The sequence below is a fragment of the Lentimicrobium sp. S6 genome (genome assembly GCF_013166635.1).
Classification (GTDB): domain Bacteria; phylum Bacteroidota; class Bacteroidia; order Bacteroidales; family UBA12170; genus UBA12170.
The window spans coordinates 1-17702 of the sequence record NZ_JABKBZ010000090.1 but is presented as its reverse complement, the minus strand read 5'-3'; the positions used below and the strand labels follow the sequence as shown (position 1 = coordinate 17702).

General features: G+C 34.7%; 16 protein-coding genes and 1 riboswitch. Of the genes, 8 read left to right on the top strand and 8 right to left on the bottom strand.

All coding sequences use genetic code 11. The annotated features are described in order from the left end of the window. Nucleotides 1-1073 (bottom strand): sialidase family protein (locus HNS40_RS19845; RefSeq protein ID WP_172284195.1); only part of this gene is annotated, 1073 nt, incomplete at its 3' end. A gap of 24 nt (nt 1074-1097) precedes the next feature. Beyond that, nucleotides 1098-2543 (bottom strand): T9SS type A sorting domain-containing protein, encoded by a 1446-nt coding sequence (locus HNS40_RS19840; protein WP_172284193.1) that lies wholly within the window; start codon nt 2541-2543, stop codon nt 1098-1100. 503 nt (nt 2544-3046) lie between these two features. Here HNS40_RS19840 and fabG point away from each other — a divergent pair. The 3 genes from fabG to HNS40_RS19825 all read left to right on the top strand — a co-directional run bounded on the left by fabG (nt 3047) and on the right by HNS40_RS19825 (nt 7512). Next, nucleotides 3047-3793 (top strand): 3-oxoacyl-[acyl-carrier-protein] reductase, encoded by a 747-nt coding sequence (gene fabG / locus HNS40_RS19835; RefSeq protein WP_172284191.1) that lies wholly within the window; start codon nt 3047-3049, stop codon nt 3791-3793. A gap of 478 nt (nt 3794-4271) precedes the next feature. Next, nucleotides 4272-6356, top strand: a complete 2085-nt coding sequence (locus HNS40_RS19830; RefSeq protein ID WP_172284190.1) for a hypothetical protein — start codon at nt 4272-4274, stop codon at nt 6354-6356. 385 nt (nt 6357-6741) lie between these two features. Further along, on the top strand, nt 6742-7512 hold the full coding sequence (locus tag HNS40_RS19825) for a ZIP family metal transporter (RefSeq protein WP_172284188.1): 771 nt from the start codon (nt 6742-6744) through the stop codon (nt 7510-7512). 162 nt (nt 7513-7674) lie between these two features. Here the strand turns inward: HNS40_RS19825 and hcp are convergent, their stop codons facing one another. Then, nucleotides 7675-9327 carry a hydroxylamine reductase gene (hcp, locus tag HNS40_RS19820; RefSeq protein ID WP_172284186.1) on the bottom strand — a complete coding sequence of 551 codons (1653 nt, stop codon included), beginning with the start codon at nt 9325-9327 and terminating at the stop codon, nt 7675-7677. A gap of 144 nt (nt 9328-9471) precedes the next feature. Here hcp and HNS40_RS19815 point away from each other — a divergent pair, with 144 nt between their 5' ends. The 5 genes from HNS40_RS19815 (at nt 9472) to HNS40_RS19795 (ending at nt 14563) form a co-directional block, all read left to right on the top strand. Then, complete coding sequence (locus HNS40_RS19815) at nt 9472-10140, top strand: Crp/Fnr family transcriptional regulator (protein ID WP_172284184.1); 669 nt, start codon at nt 9472-9474, stop codon at nt 10138-10140. A 180-nt stretch (nt 10141-10320) separates the two neighbouring features. Continuing rightward, nucleotides 10321-11433: a DEAD/DEAH box helicase gene (locus tag HNS40_RS19810; RefSeq protein WP_172284182.1), complete on the top strand. Its 1113-nt coding sequence runs from the start codon at nt 10321-10323 to the stop codon at nt 11431-11433. A gap of 92 nt (nt 11434-11525) precedes the next feature. Beyond that, nucleotides 11526-12461 carry a threonine/serine dehydratase gene (locus HNS40_RS19805; protein WP_172284180.1) on the top strand — a complete coding sequence of 312 codons (936 nt, stop codon included), beginning with the start codon at nt 11526-11528 and terminating at the stop codon, nt 12459-12461. After that, a riboswitch (cobalamin riboswitch) is annotated at nt 12453-12648 on the top strand. Its footprint overlaps the gene before it by 9 nt. Before the next feature lie 86 nt (nt 12649-12734). Then, nucleotides 12735-13433, top strand: a complete 699-nt coding sequence (locus tag HNS40_RS19800) for a diphthine--ammonia ligase (RefSeq protein ID WP_172284178.1) — start codon at nt 12735-12737, stop codon at nt 13431-13433. Beyond that, nucleotides 13433-14563, top strand: a complete 1131-nt coding sequence (locus HNS40_RS19795) for an ABC transporter substrate-binding protein (protein ID WP_172284176.1) — start codon at nt 13433-13435, stop codon at nt 14561-14563. Before HNS40_RS19800 ends, HNS40_RS19795 begins: the two co-directional genes overlap by 1 nt. A 49-nt stretch (nt 14564-14612) precedes the next feature. Here the strand turns inward: HNS40_RS19795 and HNS40_RS19790 are convergent, their stop codons facing one another. From HNS40_RS19790 to HNS40_RS19770, 5 genes are read right to left on the bottom strand one after another with little or no spacing between them, the layout of a single operon-like run. Continuing rightward, nucleotides 14613-15269, bottom strand: coding sequence for an HAD hydrolase-like protein (locus HNS40_RS19790; protein WP_172284174.1), 657 nt, complete (start codon nt 15267-15269; stop codon nt 14613-14615). Beyond that, the gene (locus HNS40_RS19785) at nt 15256-15927 is read right to left on the bottom strand and encodes a porin family protein (RefSeq protein WP_172284172.1); all 672 of its coding nucleotides are present in this window, start codon (nt 15925-15927) and stop codon (nt 15256-15258) included. Before HNS40_RS19785 ends, HNS40_RS19790 begins: the two co-directional genes overlap by 14 nt. After that, complete coding sequence (locus tag HNS40_RS19780) at nt 15911-16678, bottom strand: DUF6048 family protein (RefSeq protein ID WP_172284170.1); 768 nt, start codon at nt 16676-16678, stop codon at nt 15911-15913. The genes HNS40_RS19785 and HNS40_RS19780 overlap by 17 nt, the downstream gene beginning before the upstream one ends. After that, nucleotides 16632-17114, bottom strand: coding sequence for a DUF6452 family protein (locus HNS40_RS19775; protein WP_172284168.1), 483 nt, complete (start codon nt 17112-17114; stop codon nt 16632-16634). The genes HNS40_RS19780 and HNS40_RS19775 overlap by 47 nt, the downstream gene beginning before the upstream one ends. Before the next feature lie 19 nt (nt 17115-17133). Continuing rightward, a complete protein-coding gene (locus HNS40_RS19770; protein WP_172284166.1) occupies nt 17134-17478 on the bottom strand; it encodes a TraR/DksA C4-type zinc finger protein in 345 nt (114 codons plus the stop codon). Nucleotides 17479-17702: the final 224 nt, after the last annotated feature.

Genomic DNA, 17702 nt, shown 5'->3' with positions numbered 1-17702 from the left:
GTCATATCTTGTTTTAAAACTTCAAATTGCGATATTGAGTTTTCCACTGGAAAAACAATCGATTCCCAATTATTATTATTCTTATAATAATGAACCACAATCCATTTGTCCTCTATTTCTATTTTTTCTCTATGAAATACGTTGGGATGATTCTGATTATCGATTATTATTCTTTGGTTGTTTTTTCCATCTCCTAGATAGGTAGGTATGTCCCATGTTTCGTTTTCATTTTGTGAGTTATAATATGTTGTGCTCACTAGGTCACCTGCTTGTACGATCTTTTCTTGCCACGCTAAATGTGGTCTTGCATCATCATCTAGATCAATATCAAACCCTACCGAGGAATAACCTTCACCAAATTCCTCAAAGCCACTCCATTCGTCACTGTCATAATTATAATAAAAATAGATAGGTTTATCATCATAACTATTTTCATTCTGATAATGATGAACACCTATCCAATGCAGGTTATTATCAGAATCGACGACTGAATTCATGAAAGCATGAAATTCATTATTATCATAAGGAATAATTATATCACTCCATGTCTCACTTTCATAATACCGATAAAAAGATGTTCCATTATTATCCCATCTATACCAAAAACAATAAACCCTATCATTATGATCAATCAGCAGTTTGTTGTGATATGATAAAAGTGTGTCAGGAGTTAATTCAAAAGGATCACTCCAATTTTCCCCGTTATACATTTGATAATAAATCTGAATGGAGGTAACACTACTACTATTATAATCATAAGATAGGTGTAGATTATTTTCAGAATCACAAACAATATGTGGATCAGAAACCCGATACTCACTATTTTGTGAGACATTGATGGCATCGGACCAAGTTAAGCCGTTGTCGTGCGAATTACTATAGAATATCTGACTGTAAAATTGTTCATAAACATCTTGCCAAACACAATGTATTACACCCTCATGATCAATACAAAACTCTGGGTCTAAATACCATCCACCTGTTTTTGTAACAAAGGTAGGTTCAATCCAGTTTTGGGCATGGCTTTGGAAGCTAAATAGGAGAATAATGGATAGGATAATTAGTTTTCTCATGGTTTCAATTATTTATGCAATGGATTATCTTATAAATTCAAGCTTTTGAGTAGATATGGCATGATTGGTTTGTAAGCGAATGATATATATTCCAGAATTTAACTGTCTGCTTTCATCTAGAGGGTTCCATTTTAAATGATGATTTCCTGATAGCATTTCGCCATCATAAAGCGTCTTAATTAACTCCCCTCGCAAATTATAAATGTGAATGCTTACTCTTTCTTCATACTCGAGATGGAAATTAATATTAATATATTGACTAGAAGGATTAGGTGAGATTTCGAAATCCATTAATGTTTCTGGATCGCTTGTTTGATTGATCATATCTGTTCTAGTAAACATCACATTTCTAATATAAGAACCAAAAGCAGTCACTGCTGTGAATATCATATTGATGGTCATATCTTGTTTTAAAACTTCAAATTGCGATATTGAGTTTTCCACTGGAAAAACAATCGATTCCCAATTATTATTATTCTTATAATAATGAACCACAATCCATTTGTCCTCTATTTCTATTTTTTCTCTATGAAATACGTTGGGATGATTCTGATTATCGATTATTATTCTTTGGTTGTTTTTTCCATCTCCTAGATAGGTAGGTATGTCCCATGTTTCGTTTTCATTTTGTGAGTTATAATATGTTGTGCTCACTAGGGCACCTGCTTGTTCAATCTTTTCTTGCCAAGCTAAATGTGGTTTTTCATCTTCGTCTAAATCAATATCAACCCCTACCGAGGAATAACCTTCGCCAAATTCCTCAAAGCCACTCCATTCGTCACTGTCATAATTATAATAAAAATAGATAGGTTTATCATCATAACTATTTTCATTCTGATAATGATGAACACCTATCCAATGCAGGTTATTATCAGAATCGACGACTGAATTCATGAAAGCATGAAATTCATTATTATCATAAGGAATAATTATATCACTCCATGTCTCACTTTCATAATACCGATAAAAAGATGTTCCATTATTATCCCATCTATACCAAAAACAATAAACCCTATCATTATGATCAATCAGCAGTTTGTTGTGATATGATAAAAGTGTGTCAGGAGTTAATTCAAAAGGATCACTCCAATTTTCCCCGTTATACATTTGATAATAAATCTGAATGGCAGTAACACTATTACTATTATAATCATAAGATAGGTGTAGATTATTTTCAGAATCACAAACAATATGTGGACTAGAAACACGATACTCACTATTTTGTGAGACATTGATGGCATCGGACCAAGTTAAGCCATTGTCATGCGAATTACTATAGAATATCTGACTGTAAAATTGTTCATAGACATCTTGCCAAACACAATGTATTATACCCTCATGGTCAATACAAAATTCTGGGTCTAAATACTGACCTCCAGTTTTTGTAACATAAGTAGGTTCAATCCAGTTTTGGGCATGGCTTTGGTAAAAAAATATTACAGTAATGGATAGGATAATTAGTTTTTTCATGTTAGTATGCTTTGGGGTTTTAAATGCTGTTCAAATATATAAAAAATTCTGTTTGTTTGTTTGTTTGTTTGTTTGTTTGTTTGTTTGTTTGTTTGTTTGTTTGTTTGTTTGTTTGTTTGTTTGTTTGTTTGTTTGTTTGTTTGTTTGTTTGTTTGTTTGTTTGTTTGTTTGTTTGTATACTATACAATAATCAAGTATCCATCAATCACTTATACATAATTGACTTCAATTTATCCACAACACAATCACCATGATTTAATTATTAATTTAACCAAACACACTAATCCAATTATTCGACATACCCTTGAAGAAGATATCAATAAATTCCTAGCATTATTAAGAATATTATGATTATGTTTTAGATAATTGCCTTAGAAATCCAAATCAAGGAGGCTGCCATTTTGGAAAGTACATTTTTTTGTGAAATTCCTAAGACAATTTAAAAACGGCGTTCACCAAGATTTTTTTATCTTTGGCGCTGTTTATTATAGAAAAATTAAACTATGACATTATTAAAAGGAAAAACTGCCCTGATTACAGGAGGTAGCCGTGGAATCGGACGCGAAATCGCTTTAAAATTTGCTCAAGAAGGAGCCAATGTGGCTTTCTCTGATTTAGCTGTAGACGAGAATTTCGAGACTCTTGAAAAAGAATTGGCAGATTTAGGCGTTAAAGGCAAAGGATATGCATCTGATGCCAGTTCATTCGATTCTTCAACTGAAATGGTTGATAGTATTCACGCTGAGTTTGGTAGCATCGATATTTTAGTGAATAACGCTGGTATCACACGTGATAACTTATTAATGAGAATGACAGAAGCCGATTGGGATTTAGTGATTAAAGTCAACTTGAAATCTGTTTTCAACTTAACTAAAGCAGTTCAAAAATATATGCTCAAACAACGTTCTGGCTCTATTATCAATATGAGCTCAGTAGTTGGAGTAAGTGGAAATGGTGGACAATCAAATTATTCGGCTTCTAAAGCTGGTTTAATTGGTTTTACTAAATCTATTGCTCAAGAAATTGGTAGCAGAAACATCCGTTGTAATGCCATCGCTCCTGGTTTTATTGAAACTAAAATGACTGAGAAACTTCCAGAAAATGTGAGAACAGACTGGATTAAAACCATTCCATTGCGTAGAGGTGGACAAGCTGAGGATGTTGCAAACGTTGCTACTTTCTTGGGCTCTGACCTTTCTACTTATGTTACTGGGCAGGTCATTAACGTATGTGGAGGTATGAACACCTAAGTCTTTACAAGAAACCGCCAAATACTGCGTTACTCTTGCTTTGAAAACAGTCGTTTACGAAAAGTAAACTCCTTGGTTTTCAAAACTGCGAAAGCCTTGTCTTTGACGCTTTCTTATTAATGACTTTGAAATTTGGAACATCAAACTTGATTTTGTCTGATGTTTTTTTGCTCCCTTTAGGGTTGGGGCAAACAAAAAAACAATATACATAGTGTTACATTTAGATAATTTCATTAAACATAAGTTATTATCTGAACACCTCAATTAATTTTATTGAATGCACATAACATTAGCATCAATAGAAAGAGAAAAAATATTGTATCTTTAGGCCTCTTATGAGGTATGAAATATTTTACATTTTTAGTATTGTGTCTTAAGGATTTAGAGAAATTTAATCCAATAAACATAAATTAAAAGAGTTTGTATTTGATACCCTATAAGAGCCTTAATTTTTTAATGTATCATACAAAGAGAAGCCTTGAACGATTTACCTATTAGTTTTGAACAGCCTTTATGGCTTATCATTCCCATATTATTAGTGGCAATTGCCATTGCTGCGCTATTATACTATCGCAACTCGAGCTTCTCAAAACCATTGAATTATCTACTCTTCTTCTTGAGGTTTTGTGTCATTTTAATTCTGGCCCTCCTCCTACTTAATCCTTATTTCTTTAATGAAACCAAAGATTTACAAAAACCTATTATTGTTGTGGCTTTAGATGAATCGGAATCTATGCTAAATGGGACTGATAGCACAAGTCTAAGTGAATCTATTCAAAGAAATATTGATGAAATCAAGCAAGAGCTTTCAGATACATATGAACTTGATTTTCTTTCCTTTCATCATCAGGTAAACGAACAAATCAATTTTAAATTTGATGGCAAAAGAAGTGATATTGGACAAGTTCTTAAATACACTTCAGAAAAATATTACATGCTTCCTCTTACCGGAATCATTCTGTTAAGTGATGGGCAAAACAATCAAGGCATCAGCCCTTTACATTATGCTGAGAATCAATCAACAGCCATCTACCCCATCATTTTTGGGGATACTGCTAAACAAAAAGATGTCTATATTGATGCCATTTTCCATAATAAAGTCATTCGTCAGAATGCTAAGTTTCCAGTGGATGTGGTGGTACAAGCTGAAGGTTTTTCTGGCGAGAAATTGACAGTGAGAGTTGAAAAGGCTGGACGAGTGCTCCAACAAAAAGAAATCACCTTGAATAGTGATAATTTCAATCAAGAAATACGATTTGAATTAAAAGCAACTGGAAGTGGATTACAATCTTATTCTGTTCGGATTCCAGAATTAGAGAATGAGAACAACATCAAGAATAATCAATCACGTTTCTATATACAGAGTCTCGAAAGCGGAAATAAAATTCTAATTCTTGGCAACAACCCTCATCCAGACTTAGGTGCCTTGGCATCAGCACTACGAAAAGTTGATGGTTATGAGATAGATATTAAAAGTTTAAGTGATTACCCATTCTCCACCAGCGATTATCAGTTAATTGTATTACATGGACTCCCTTCACTCGACCAAAGAAGCAAAAGGATATTTGAGCAAGCTGATTTTAAGAACAAAGCACTTTGGTATATCTGGAGCACTTCTAGTGACATTCCATCGGTGACCAAAAATGATTTCCCGTGGGAGAGCAATCAACAAGTGGCAGGATTTGAATATTCGGAGCTTGCACCAAAAGAAGATTTCTCAAGTTTTAAAATGCCTCAAAACTGGGCTAGAATTTATAAAACCTACCCTCCTCTTTATGTTCCTTTTGTGAAATGGCAAAGTGTGAGCCAAAACGATGTGATTTTCCAGCAAAGTATTAGAGGATTCGAATCGGGAGAAGTATTAATGGGTTTATGGAGCAAAGGACAATTGAAGCGAGCCTTCTTAGCAGGTGAAGGTCTTTGGAAATGGAGAATCTATGATTATCAGTCCACAGGAAGTCATGAGCAGTTCAACAGCCTTATACAAAGAGTTTCTCGCTACCTACTCACAGGAGTTTATGATGACAGATTCAATATTCAATATCAAAGTATTTATAATGAAACTGACCTGATAGAATGGGAAGCACAAGTTTATAATAAGGCCTTCGAAACCATTAATGAAGGAGATGTTTCTCTTCAAATTAAAAACGAATTGGGCGAGGAATATGATTATCTGTTCTCTCCTCAAGAAAATGGTTTTAGCGCCCCCATCGGCTATCTAGCAGCTGGTTCCTATAGTTTTAAAGCTAAGGCCCAATTACCTGATACCACTTTATTGGAGGAGGGTAAATTTATTGTTGATGCCTGGAATATGGAACAAGCCAGAGCAGGTAGTAATATGGAGCTTTTAAAACAAATGGCCGATTTGAGTGGAGGGAGTATTTATTTCCCAGCACAAAACTCTTCATTGCTCGAACAACTTAAAAACAGTCCCGATGCAGCCCAAAGGTATAGCATCACACAAGAAATCATCAATTTCATCGATTTAAAATGGCTGGCCCTCCTCCTTGTTTTATTATTGGGAACCGAGTGGGTTCTTAGAAAGCGATTTGGTTCTTACTAACATCAGGTACTGTCCAACTGACTATACGGGTTTGGTATATCCGCAGATTTACACAAATTCTCACTGATTATACAGGGCAAACTCATACTTTTATTTTTCTTATTTTTTTACTAAAGCTAGCGCGGATTTGGTGCGGTTAAAACACACTCTATAATGCTAATGTTTTAGCACGGAAAACATTTCCGCGCTAGCCTTTTATCTAAGTTCGCTCTGTTTTCTTGTATCTGTAGTTTTAATAATACGTATGAGTCTGCCCTGACTGATTATATACAAAATTAGCAAAGCTGATCATTGTTTCTTACTTCGGTGGAATCTCCAGATTAATTTATCCTTTTCATTAAAAAAAAGGGACAATAAATTCCTTATCTTTGAGAAAAACAGCATTATGGAGGTCATTTGGTTCAAGGCAATAACGGTAATTCTTATTATTTTGGCTGGTGTATTTGGAGGATTATTCCCTTTAAAAAGAGCGCTGAGTAAAAGCGGCCAAGAAAATATGGTGTTTGGAAATGCTTTTGCAGGCGGGATTTTCCTAGGTGCTGGTTTATTGCACATGCTCCCCGATTCCATAGAAAACTTTGGAAATCTAAACTTAAATATTGATTATCCTTTTCCCGCATTAATGGCTGGAGCTGGTTTTATCTTTGTTTTATTTCTCGAAAAAGTATTGGTGAGAGAAGAAAAGCTGGAAACCATTGGTAAAACTACTAATCAATTCCCTACCCTTTTATTTTTAGTATTAGCTATTCATTCCATCATTGCGGGAATGTCGCTGGGCTTAGAAACTAGCTTTGCTTCAGGATTAGTCATCTTTTTTGCTATCATTGCTCATAAAGGCTCAGCTTCTTTTGCTTTGGGAGTGAGTATGGCTCAATCGAATACTCAGAAATCACTATTTATAAAAACCATCCTCTTCTTTTCCATCATGACTCCTATTGGAATCATCATCGGCTCAGTTTTATCGCAAATTGATAGCAGCAGAACAGCTTTATGGTTCGAAGCTATATTTGATGCTTTAGCTGCAGGAACATTTGTTTATATAGCAGTTCTGGATATTATCCATGAGGTTTTTGAAGCACCTAAAAAACGTTGGGGAAAATTTGCTATTCTTATTCTTGGTTTCCTTCTTATGGCTGGAATTGCCATTTGGACATAAATTATTGTCAATTAATTGCTATAACACAAAGTGACACAAAAATCTCTAAGTTCCACAAAGAAAAATAAACAAGGAATTTATAGAATTAAAACACAAAAGCCCCACTCTAAAAGAGCAGGGCTTTAAAATTAACAAAGCTATTAATCAAATGAGGCTAAGCAATTAAGCTTGAACCCCCATGAATTTATTCATATCTTCTTCTACTGAAGAAATACCAGAAATTCCAAAATTCTCCACCAATACATTGGCTACATTTGGAGAAAGGAAAGCTGGTAAGGTTGGGCCTAGGTGGATATCTTTAACACCTAAATAAAGAAGTGCTAATAATACGATAACCGCTTTTTGCTCATACCATGCGATATTATAAACGATAGGCAATTCGTTGATATCGTTTAATTCGAATACTTCTTTCAATTTAAGAGCGATAACAGCTAAAGAATAAGAATCGTTACACTGACCTGCATCTAAAACTCTTGGAATACCACCAATATCACCTAATTGTAATTTATTATATCGGTATTTCGCACAACCTGCAGTTAAAATAACGGTATCTGTTGGTAATTCTTTAGCAAAATCTGTATAATAATCTCTTCCTTTCATACGACCATCACAACCGGCCATTACGAAGAACTTCTTGATAGCACCAGTTTTAACAGCATCAACTACTTTATCAGCTAAAGCCATAACTTGGTTATGAGCGAAACCACCAACAATAGTTCCTGTTTCAATTTCTACTGGAGATTCACATTTTTTAGCATGCTCAATAATAGCGGAGAAATCTTTGTTTCCATTCTCATCAGCTGCGATATGTGTAGCACCTGTTAAACCAGATTGACCTGTAGTATAGATTTTATCAGCGTAAGTTGCAGTTTTTGAAGGAGGTACAATACAGTTAGTGGTGAATAATATAGGACCATTGAATGTAGTGAATTCTTCTTTTTGCTGCCACCAAGCATTACCATAGTTTCCTACAAAATGTGTGTACTTTTTGAATGCTGGATAATAGTGAGCAGGAAGCATTTCACTGTGTGTATAAACATCAACACCAGTTCCTTCTGTTTGCTGCAATAATGTTTCCATGTCTTTCAAGTCATGACCTGAAATTAAGATACCTGGATTTCCTTTAACACCTAAATTTACTTCTGTGATTTCTGGATTACCATAAGTTTCAGTATTAGCTTTATCTAAAAGAGCCATCACATCAACACCAAATTTACCACATTCCAATACCAATCCTACCAACTCATCAGCAGTATGTTCTTCAGTACTTGCAGTCATTGCTTTGTGCATAAAAGCAAAAACCTCATCGTTTACATGACCTAATGCAAAAGCGTGCTCTGCATAAGCAGCCATTCCTTTTAATCCGTAGATTAATAGTTCTTTTAATGAACGAATATCTTCATTAGTCTCTGCTAATACACCTACTTCTAATGCTTTAGCATCAAATTCCGCTTCAGTACCCATCCAAGTAGTGCTTTCGTGAAGGTCTGTTGAAACTGCATTTCCACTCACACTTAACTCAACTTTCACTAATTCACGAACAGCAAAACCTTCTTTGATTTTTGCTATGATAGCTTTCTCATCGAAGTTGGCATTGGTAATGGTTGTAAATAAAGCTTCAAAAACAAATTGGTCAGCTTTGGCTACACTAATATTGTTCAGGCGCCCTAAATTAGAAAGGATAGAAACTCCTTTAGATACGAACATCAATAAATCTTGTAAGTTTGAAACCTCTTCAGTTTTTCCACAAACTCCTTTTATCTCGCAACCTGTTCCCTTGGCTGCTTCTTCACACTGATAACAAAACATGCTCATTTTTCTGTATTTTATATTGTTTACTTATTTTTCTATTTCTGTTCTTTTGAACGCTGCAAATTTAAGTACTACAATACCTATTTATTTGTAACATATGTTACATCCACCCATATTTTTTAATATTTTTGTAAAAAAAACACATCCATGCTCGATTTATTCAGCCAATGCCAGCTTTTTCATAGCTTAACTAATAAGGAAAAAGAAGAGTGCCTACAGGATATCCAAGTTCAGTATAAGAATTACAAAAAAGGGAATCCCATAGTATTTGCTAATGAGGCTGTTATTCAACAATTGATACTGATTGAAGGTGATGTAAAAAGCGAAATGGCCGATTTTAATGGAAAAACTATCAAGATGGCTGATATGAAAGCTCCGAGGTTATTGGCTCCTGGATTTCTTTTTGGACAGGACAGCCTCTACCCTGTTTCTATAGTGGCCAAGACCGATTGTATCATTGCAGCTATAAATAAGGCTCATTTTCTCGAATCACTTCTTAAACACCAACAACTACAAAAAAACTTCCTGAATATCATCTCTAATCAAACCCAGTTCTTAACTCGTAAAATTAACTTCCTCAGTTTTAAAACTATAAAAGGGAAAATTGCTCATTTTTTATTAAAGCAATACACTAAGGCCGGTCATTCTGAAATTATCCTTCCTCAATCACAAAGTCAATTGGCTGAACTTTTTGGAGTTGCCAGACCTTCTCTTAGTAGAGCTTTTAATGAATTAAATCATGATGGTATTATTCAAATGGAAGGAAAGAGAATATTGATTTTGGATGTTCGGGGCTTGAAGGGGTATTTGGATTAACTTGGTTAACTGCTTATAATGAACAGTTAACCGTTTCGTGATTCTATGTGAACCTAAATCTTCTCAAAATACCTGAGCAGAAAAGCTTAATTATTCAAGTGTTTATATCATTCTATGATTTCTTAATTCTATCATTAATAAAGCGTATCTTTGCCAGTTCATAAAATAATACAAGATACATTGGAAAATTTCACAGAATTAGGAGTAAGGAAAGACATAGTTAAGGCATTGACAGAGATGAAGATTGTAAAGCCTTCGGAAATTCAAAGACAAGTCATTCCTGTACTCATTAAAAATACCACCGACTTAGTTGGACAAGCTCAAACAGGAACAGGGAAAACTGCTGCTTTTGGTATTCCATTATTACATAAGATAGACCCTAAAAGAAAAGTTATTCAAGGACTCATTCTATGTCCTACAAGAGAATTAGGGCAGCAAATTGCCAAGCAGATATTTAAGTTTACCAAATATTCCGACAAAATTTTCACCGAAGCTGTATTTGGTGGTCCTCAAATAGAAAAGCAAATATCAGCTTTGAAGCGTCCTACACATATTGTGGTGGCTACTCCTGGTCGTTTGATTGATTTGGTAAAAAGAAAAGCCCTTGACTTAAGTCATGTAAAAACCCTTATTCTCGACGAAGCCGATGAGATGATGAGCATGGGGTTTAAAGATGAATTGGATGAAATCCTAAGCTTTTCAGCCAAAGTGGAGAACAAATGGTTATTCTCTGCTACTATGCCTCACGAGATTAAAAACATTGTGAATACGCACATGTCGGAGACAGCTATTAAAATAGAAGTGAGTGGAAAGAATGTGGTTAATAAGCATATTGAGCACCAATATATTGTATGCGAAGATTTAGAGAAACTGAATGTCCTTATGCGTTTCTTAGGCGAGCAAGGCGATAATAGAGGATTAATCTTCTGTAAAACAAAAGCTGCTACTCAAAAACTAGCACAGCAATTACAAGCTAGAAATGTTCCGGTGGATGCCATTCATGGTGATTTACTTCAAAAGGAAAGAGACAAAGCCATGAGAGCCTTTAAAAACGGAAGTCTAAAAGTTCTTGTAGCAACAGACTTAGCAGCGCGAGGAATTGATGTAGCCAATTTAGCTTATGTCATTCATTATCAAATGCCTGATAAGATAGATTATTATACACATAGAGCTGGAAGAACAGCAAGAGCTGGAAACGAAGGACTTTCCTACTGTATTGTAAACTCTAAAGAATTGAAACAGATTCGTTATATTTCTGAGAAACTTGGTATTACTTTTAATCAGATGCGGTAATCAGCACTGAAGTTAGGTGACAGATTACCGATCAAATGGAAAATATTAAACATTAATTTCTTAGCAAATTTGCTGAATAATATTTTATCGCAATGTACTCAAAATCCATTTTACTTAAAGCAAAAAGTATACTAGAAAATTCAGTCCATAGTACTCCCATCCTAAAGTCTCATTTACTTAATGAACTCATTGGCTGTGAGCTTTTCTTTAAATGCGAAAACTTTCAAAAGGCCGGAGCATTTAAAATGAGAGGTGCCATGCATAAATTACTCAGTCTTTCAATAGAAGAACGAGAAAAAGGAGTAGCAACTCATAGTTCTGGTAATTTTGGTTCTGCTTTGGCATTAAGTGCTCAAATACTTGGAATTCCAGCCACTATCATTATGCCATCTAATGCACCACAGGTGAAGAAAAATGCAGTTGCAGCTTATGGAGCGACCATTATAGAATGCGAGCCCACTTTAGAAGCACGAGAATCAACTACTGCTGCATTCATTGATAAATCAGGGGCTACATCTTGTCACCCATATAATGATTCACAAGTGATCTTAGGGAATTCCACTGCTGCCCAAGAGATTTTTGAGGAGCTTATACCAGATGCCATTATTACTCCCGTTGGAGGAGGTGGTTTAATGAGTGGAACAGCTTTAGCCTGTGAGTTTTTCTCTCCCTCTACCCTAGCTTTTGGCGCAGAGCCAGAAGGTGCTGATGATGCTTTCCGCTCGATAAGGGATGGTATAATCCATCCTTCTATAAATCCTCAAACTATTGCTGATGGACTTCGAACCTCATTGGGAGAGCATACCTTCCCTATAATTCGTGATAAGGTGGAAGAAATATTTCTCGTCAACGATGATGAGATTAAAAGTGCGATGAGATTAATATGGGAAAGGATGAAGATTATTGTGGAACCGTCCTCCGCTATTACCTTTGCTGCTGTTTTAAAGAATAAAGAAATCTTTAAAAATCAAAAAGTGGCTTTAATACTATCTGGTGGAAATGTGGATTTGGAAAAGTTTTTTCAATAGTCCATCTATTTTCCATAAATTTGTCCCAAGTTTCAGGGAATCCTGTGAAAATCAGGAACAGTTCCCGCTGCTGTAAGTCCCAAGTACTTTTTAGTGCTTGATTCACCCACATCCACTATTCTTTATTGAATGGGAAGGAAATGAAGTTGGACGAGTCAGAATACCTGAAATCATAATTCATAATTCAGCTTTCGGGAGAAAAGGCGACGAATAAAGACGATCATTTCCGATTTATTTTTCATTTTATCACCTGGCTATCATAATAATAAAAATATGAAAAAAGCCATTTTTAATTGGAGCGGAGGAAAAGATTCTGCTTTTGTTTTGGGAGAAATACTAAAGAATAAGGAATATGATATTTCTTTTCTGTTGACTTCCATTGCTAAGGAAAATAGAAGAGTGAGTATGCATGGAATTCATGAGAGTCTCATGCTAGAACAAGCCAAAGCTATAGGTTTACCTATCACTTTTCTGGAACTGCCAGAATCACCAGATATGGAAACCTATGAAAAGCACCTGACAAAACTCATGCAAGAGGCCAAATTAAATGGAATTAAGTATTCTATTTTTGGAGATATCTTTTTGGAAGACCTTAGAAAATACAGAGAAAATCAACTCCAAAAAATAGGATTTAATGCCGTTTTTCCTTTATGGAATAGAGATACTAAAACCTTGATTCTTGATTTTATTGAACAAGGTTATAAAACCATGATTTCTGCTGTGGATGCCTCTAAATTATCCAAGGACTTTGTGGGAGAAATCATCACCAAAGAATTAATAAATGAACTTCCTAAAAACGTGGATCCTTGTGGGGAAAATGGTGAATTCCATAGCTTCGTCATTGATGCTCCTTTTTTTAAATTCCCTTTAGAAGTAAAAAAAGAGAAACCAATCCTAAAAAAATACCATAATGATAATCCAGAAATCAGCTCTGAATTTTGGTTTTGTCCCATTTCACTAAAAAACTCATAATGAAAACAAGACTATATATTCTATTAAGCGTCCTATTTTTAGCTGCCTCCTCCTGCAATGAGTCCCTAGAGAAAACTCAAGAAAAATCTACTCGGAATTACAATCCTGAATATGCGAAATTCTTTAGAATAGAATATTTCGAAACCTATAAAAAGGTTGTCATCTTCAATCCTTGGGAAAACGAGAGTTTGAATATGGAGTATTATATTCCTCATTCTGGGGCTAAGAATATAGAGAATTTGGAACATTCTTTTGTCATTAAGGAAATACCTAAAAGAGTAGTAGCTTTATCATCTCCTATGGTAGGAATGATGAATCTATTGCAATTAGATCAACACATAAAAGGAGTTACGGATCCTGAGCTGATTTATAATGAAGAAATTCTGGAAAAAGTAAAATCTGGAGATATCGAAAATGTAGGAAAAGCCATTCAAATCAATATGGAAAAGATGATGGTACTCCAGCCCGATTTAGTGATTGGGAGTGGTTGGGATAAGTTGAATGCCGATTATGAGAAAATGATTCAGCTGAAAATGACTCCCCTATTGATGTATGATTGGAAAGAACAACATCCTCTTGGTAAAGCAGAATGGATGGTATTATTAGCTTCTTTTTTTAAAGGGGAGGAGTATGCGATATCAATTTTTGAGGAAATTAAAAATAAGTATAACGAGCAGAAAGAGTCATTAAAGTTCGACAAGCAACCTACAGTTTTTAATGGCTCTGAGTATCAAGGTATTTGGTATTCTGCTGGTGGAAAAAGCTATATGGCTCAATTAATAGCTGATGCATCTGGTCAATATCTAATGAAACAAGATTCATCCAGTGGAAGCTTAATGCTTGACTTTGAAGTATTGATGAGTCAAGCATCAAAGGCAGATATTTGGATGTATACAGGAGCTTTAAGTAAAGATAGATTAGACTTATTTTCCAGTCCTAAATATCAATCGCTGTCTGCTGTGAAAAACCACAGAGTATTTTCCTATCACAAAAGAGTAAACTCGTTTGGAGCCAATGATTATTGGGAAACAGCCAGCTTTAGGCCTGATATAGTTTTGGAAGATTTAAATAAGATTTTCCACTCCTCAGAACCAAAAGGTATGTATTATTTTGAGAAAGTACAGTATTAGTTGATTGAAGTTGGAAGTAAACTGTTGGCCAACTATTAACTATTAGCTGTTAACAATTAACTATCAAATCTAAAGGCTTGTCCAAAATATAATCTGGTTTGCATTTCAGAACCACCTTATCATCTCCATAACCCCAACGTGCATAAGCCGTTTTTAAGCCATGAAAGTTACCTCCCTCAATATCAAACTCCCTATCTCCTAACATGAGAATACTTTCTTCTTCAAAAGGAGGAATTTGGTCTAAAGCATATTGGATCACCTCAATTTTATCGGTTCTAGAACCATCTAAATTTGCCCCAGCTGTAAAATCAAAATAGGATTCTAAATTAAAATGCCTCATCAACTGATCTGCGTACTTTGTGGGTTTTGAAGTGGCAAGAGCCATAAAAACTCCTCTTTCGAATAATCCCTTAATGACTTCCTCAATTCCATCATACAAATGACATTGATAGATTCCTTGTTTAGCATAATAAACGCGATAAAGCCTAACCATTTCCATTGCTTCTTCATCAAATAAATTATACCTATTTTTAAAAGAATGTTGAAGTGGAGGCCCTATAAATGAATCTAGCGATTCAGGATGTTTTTCTTCTTTTCCAAATTCTTGAGCAGCGTATAAAATTGAATTAATTATTCCCTCTTTAGGGTCGATAATGGTGCCGTCTAAATCGAAAAGAACAGCCTGGAAATCATTAATATTTATCATCTTTTTTCAAGTTAATCATATAAATTAAACCCACGGACATGACTGACATATTAGAAAACCTAAATCCTGTAGTATCCTCATTATAAATCTTTTGATAGCCATAAGCAAAACGAGCATCTAGCTGAAAAATTCCAATATCACTTATATATCTAAGTCCGCCTCCAATGATCAATCCAAAATCAGAACCTCTTTCACTTCTAGCATATAAAGCTTCATATTGCGAATGATTTTCAGGCAGTTCACTTGATAATGATTTACCTACTTTGGCAGAAATATAAGTACCAAGGTTGATCATATATTTCATTCTACCAGTTCCAAGATTGATATTTGTTATTAATGGTAATTCAACAAACTGTAATTCAGTGGTTGCCTTTAAGGTATCATCGAAGGTCTCACTCCACTTTCTACTAGAATATAGCAATTCAATCTGAACCCCAACATATTTCTTATTGCTAAAAGTATAAACTAAACCAGCATTATAGCTCATTTCTCCAGACAGATCGGCCACGGCAGGTTGTATTCCGATACTAGAATAGTTTCCACCCACCTTTACCCCAAACCCTTGGTAGTCCAGGAATCGATATTCCTTCTGGGCATGAGCAGAAAAGGCCAATATCAAGAGCATGAAAACGATTATATATTTACTTACTCCTCTCATATACAGCTATTTTTTCCTTCTTATAGTTTAAAGGAATATTATAATAAATGGTATAATTAAAATCCATGACGCCAGAATTATAGTTCTTAGCATATCCAGGAACGTATTGTACAGGTTCTATATTTGTTTTCGATCTATTTATAAATCCCTTTAATCTCATTCCCATGCCTAAATACCAGTTTTTCAACACCTCCACTTTAAAACCAGTAACAAATTCCCACCAATGTGCATATCCAATTTCTGGGCCAAAAGAAGAAATTGAATTCCCCCAATAGCCATTTACCAATAAATACATAGGAACCTCTTGAGTAAATTGTGAATAAGCATAGCGAAGTCCCATATAGAAAATATCTTTATCGTTTTCGGAAACTGGATTCCTTAAGTTATAATCAAATCCAAGCCTAAGATAAGAACCTTGAGATTTATATTTAATTCGTAGGGTTTCTTTTTCATAATAATTATATCCTCCTTCGAGCATCAGGAATAATTTGGGCTTTAAATTATATTCCACACTCAAATCTAAGCCCCTTCTGATTGGAGATATAGCACCTGAGATTATTGTACTAATATCAATACCAATTCGAAGATCATGCTGAAAGTATTCTTTTTCCCTTTTCTCTTTCTCTATCTCTAAAGGCTTATCCTCAGCTACTTTGAAGCGGCTGCTGTCTACCTCCTGTGCACAAAGCTGACCCGCAATTAAGCTAGTCGAGATCAACAACCAAATAAAGATTAACCGCTTCAGTTTCATCTACTGTATTATTATCATTTGTTATTTTAATAATTCTATTGTCGGTAAATTCAGGATCCGCTATTTCATACCTGTTAATAACCCCACATTCTGTAGAACGAAAAACAGAATAAGGATTATATTTGATGTATAGTGTATCAACCGCATCGTTTATCTTAATGACTACCGTAATCTCAGTTAAATCATCAGACAAAGGTATGGATACACTTCCTAAACCTTTTTCATTATCATAAAGAACAGAATCTTCTCTTCCTATAATGTAAAGAGATAAAGAATCTACAGTTGTTGCGACATCAACTGTATCAGATTCCGAATAATAAAAATCTGCATAAAGAAAGTTATTAGCTGGTAAACAGGTCTCATTCTTCACGCATCCAGAATAGAATAAGCTAGCTAAAACTAATAAAAACAAAGGGTATGTGAGTTTCTTTATCATAAATCGCAGCAAAAATACATCATCTAATGGATTTGCCGGCACAATTGGTGCATTTTCTGCTTTCTGGCATGATAAATACTCTTTGTAATGGAATCTCATAGCCACAAACTATACAATTTTGAAAATCTGGTTTATGAATATCTTCCAAAGCCCTGTTTAAACCATTCAATTGATTCTTCTTCTTTTGCAGAGCAGATTCATTAACACTTTTGTTATTGATGGCATCCATTCGACTCACCCTACCTATGGCACAATCAGGCTCAATAGGCTTAGTTAATTCTTTTAGATCTACAATCTGCCTTTGTAAACGATCTATTTTAGAACCTATTTGAATTATTAATTGTTCCTTTTCTTCAGGTGTCATTAGCTTTTATTTGCAAATTTACATTTATATCTTAAAATTTCGAATTTGCTTGTAAACTAAAGAGCCCCTATTGCTCGAATAAAACATTAGGGGTCACGTTATTTTTTATGGGGAGATAAGTTAATGAGAACTGGAATTAGGGAATTGGATATTTTTTTTGATAGATAAAAAATTCTTTGCTATATAAGATTAGAAAACATGGACTATAGCTTAGTCTTAGATCT

Bases quoted from the DNA above. Each gene is read 5' to 3' on its own strand.
- HNS40_RS19805 (WP_172284180.1), top strand. From the start codon at position 11,526: ATGTACTCAAAATCCATTTTACTTAAAGCAAAAAGTATACTAGAAAAT.
- HNS40_RS19795 (WP_172284176.1), top strand. From the start codon at position 13,433: ATGAAAACAAGACTATATATTCTATTAAGCGTCCTATTTTTAGCTGCC.
- HNS40_RS19785 (WP_172284172.1), bottom strand. From the start codon at position 15,927: ATGAGAGGAGTAAGTAAATATATAATCGTTTTCATGCTCTTGATATTG.
- HNS40_RS19770 (WP_172284166.1), bottom strand. From the start codon at position 17,478: ATGACACCTGAAGAAAAGGAACAATTAATAATTCAAATAGGTTCTAAA.
- hcp (WP_172284186.1), bottom strand. From the start codon at position 9,327: ATGAGCATGTTTTGTTATCAGTGTGAAGAAGCAGCCAAGGGAACAGGT.
- HNS40_RS19775 (WP_172284168.1), bottom strand. From the start codon at position 17,114: ATGATAAAGAAACTCACATACCCTTTGTTTTTATTAGTTTTAGCTAGC.
- HNS40_RS19840 (WP_172284193.1), bottom strand. From the start codon at position 2,543: ATGAAAAAACTAATTATCCTATCCATTACTGTAATATTTTTTTACCAA.
- HNS40_RS19800 (WP_172284178.1), top strand. From the start codon at position 12,735: ATGAAAAAAGCCATTTTTAATTGGAGCGGAGGAAAAGATTCTGCTTTT.
- HNS40_RS19815 (WP_172284184.1), top strand. From the start codon at position 9,472: ATGCTCGATTTATTCAGCCAATGCCAGCTTTTTCATAGCTTAACTAAT.
- HNS40_RS19790 (WP_172284174.1), bottom strand. From the start codon at position 15,269: ATGATAAATATTAATGATTTCCAGGCTGTTCTTTTCGATTTAGACGGC.
- fabG (WP_172284191.1), top strand. From the start codon at position 3,047: ATGACATTATTAAAAGGAAAAACTGCCCTGATTACAGGAGGTAGCCGT.
- HNS40_RS19825 (WP_172284188.1), top strand. From the start codon at position 6,742: ATGGAGGTCATTTGGTTCAAGGCAATAACGGTAATTCTTATTATTTTG.
- HNS40_RS19780 (WP_172284170.1), bottom strand. From the start codon at position 16,678: ATGAAACTGAAGCGGTTAATCTTTATTTGGTTGTTGATCTCGACTAGC.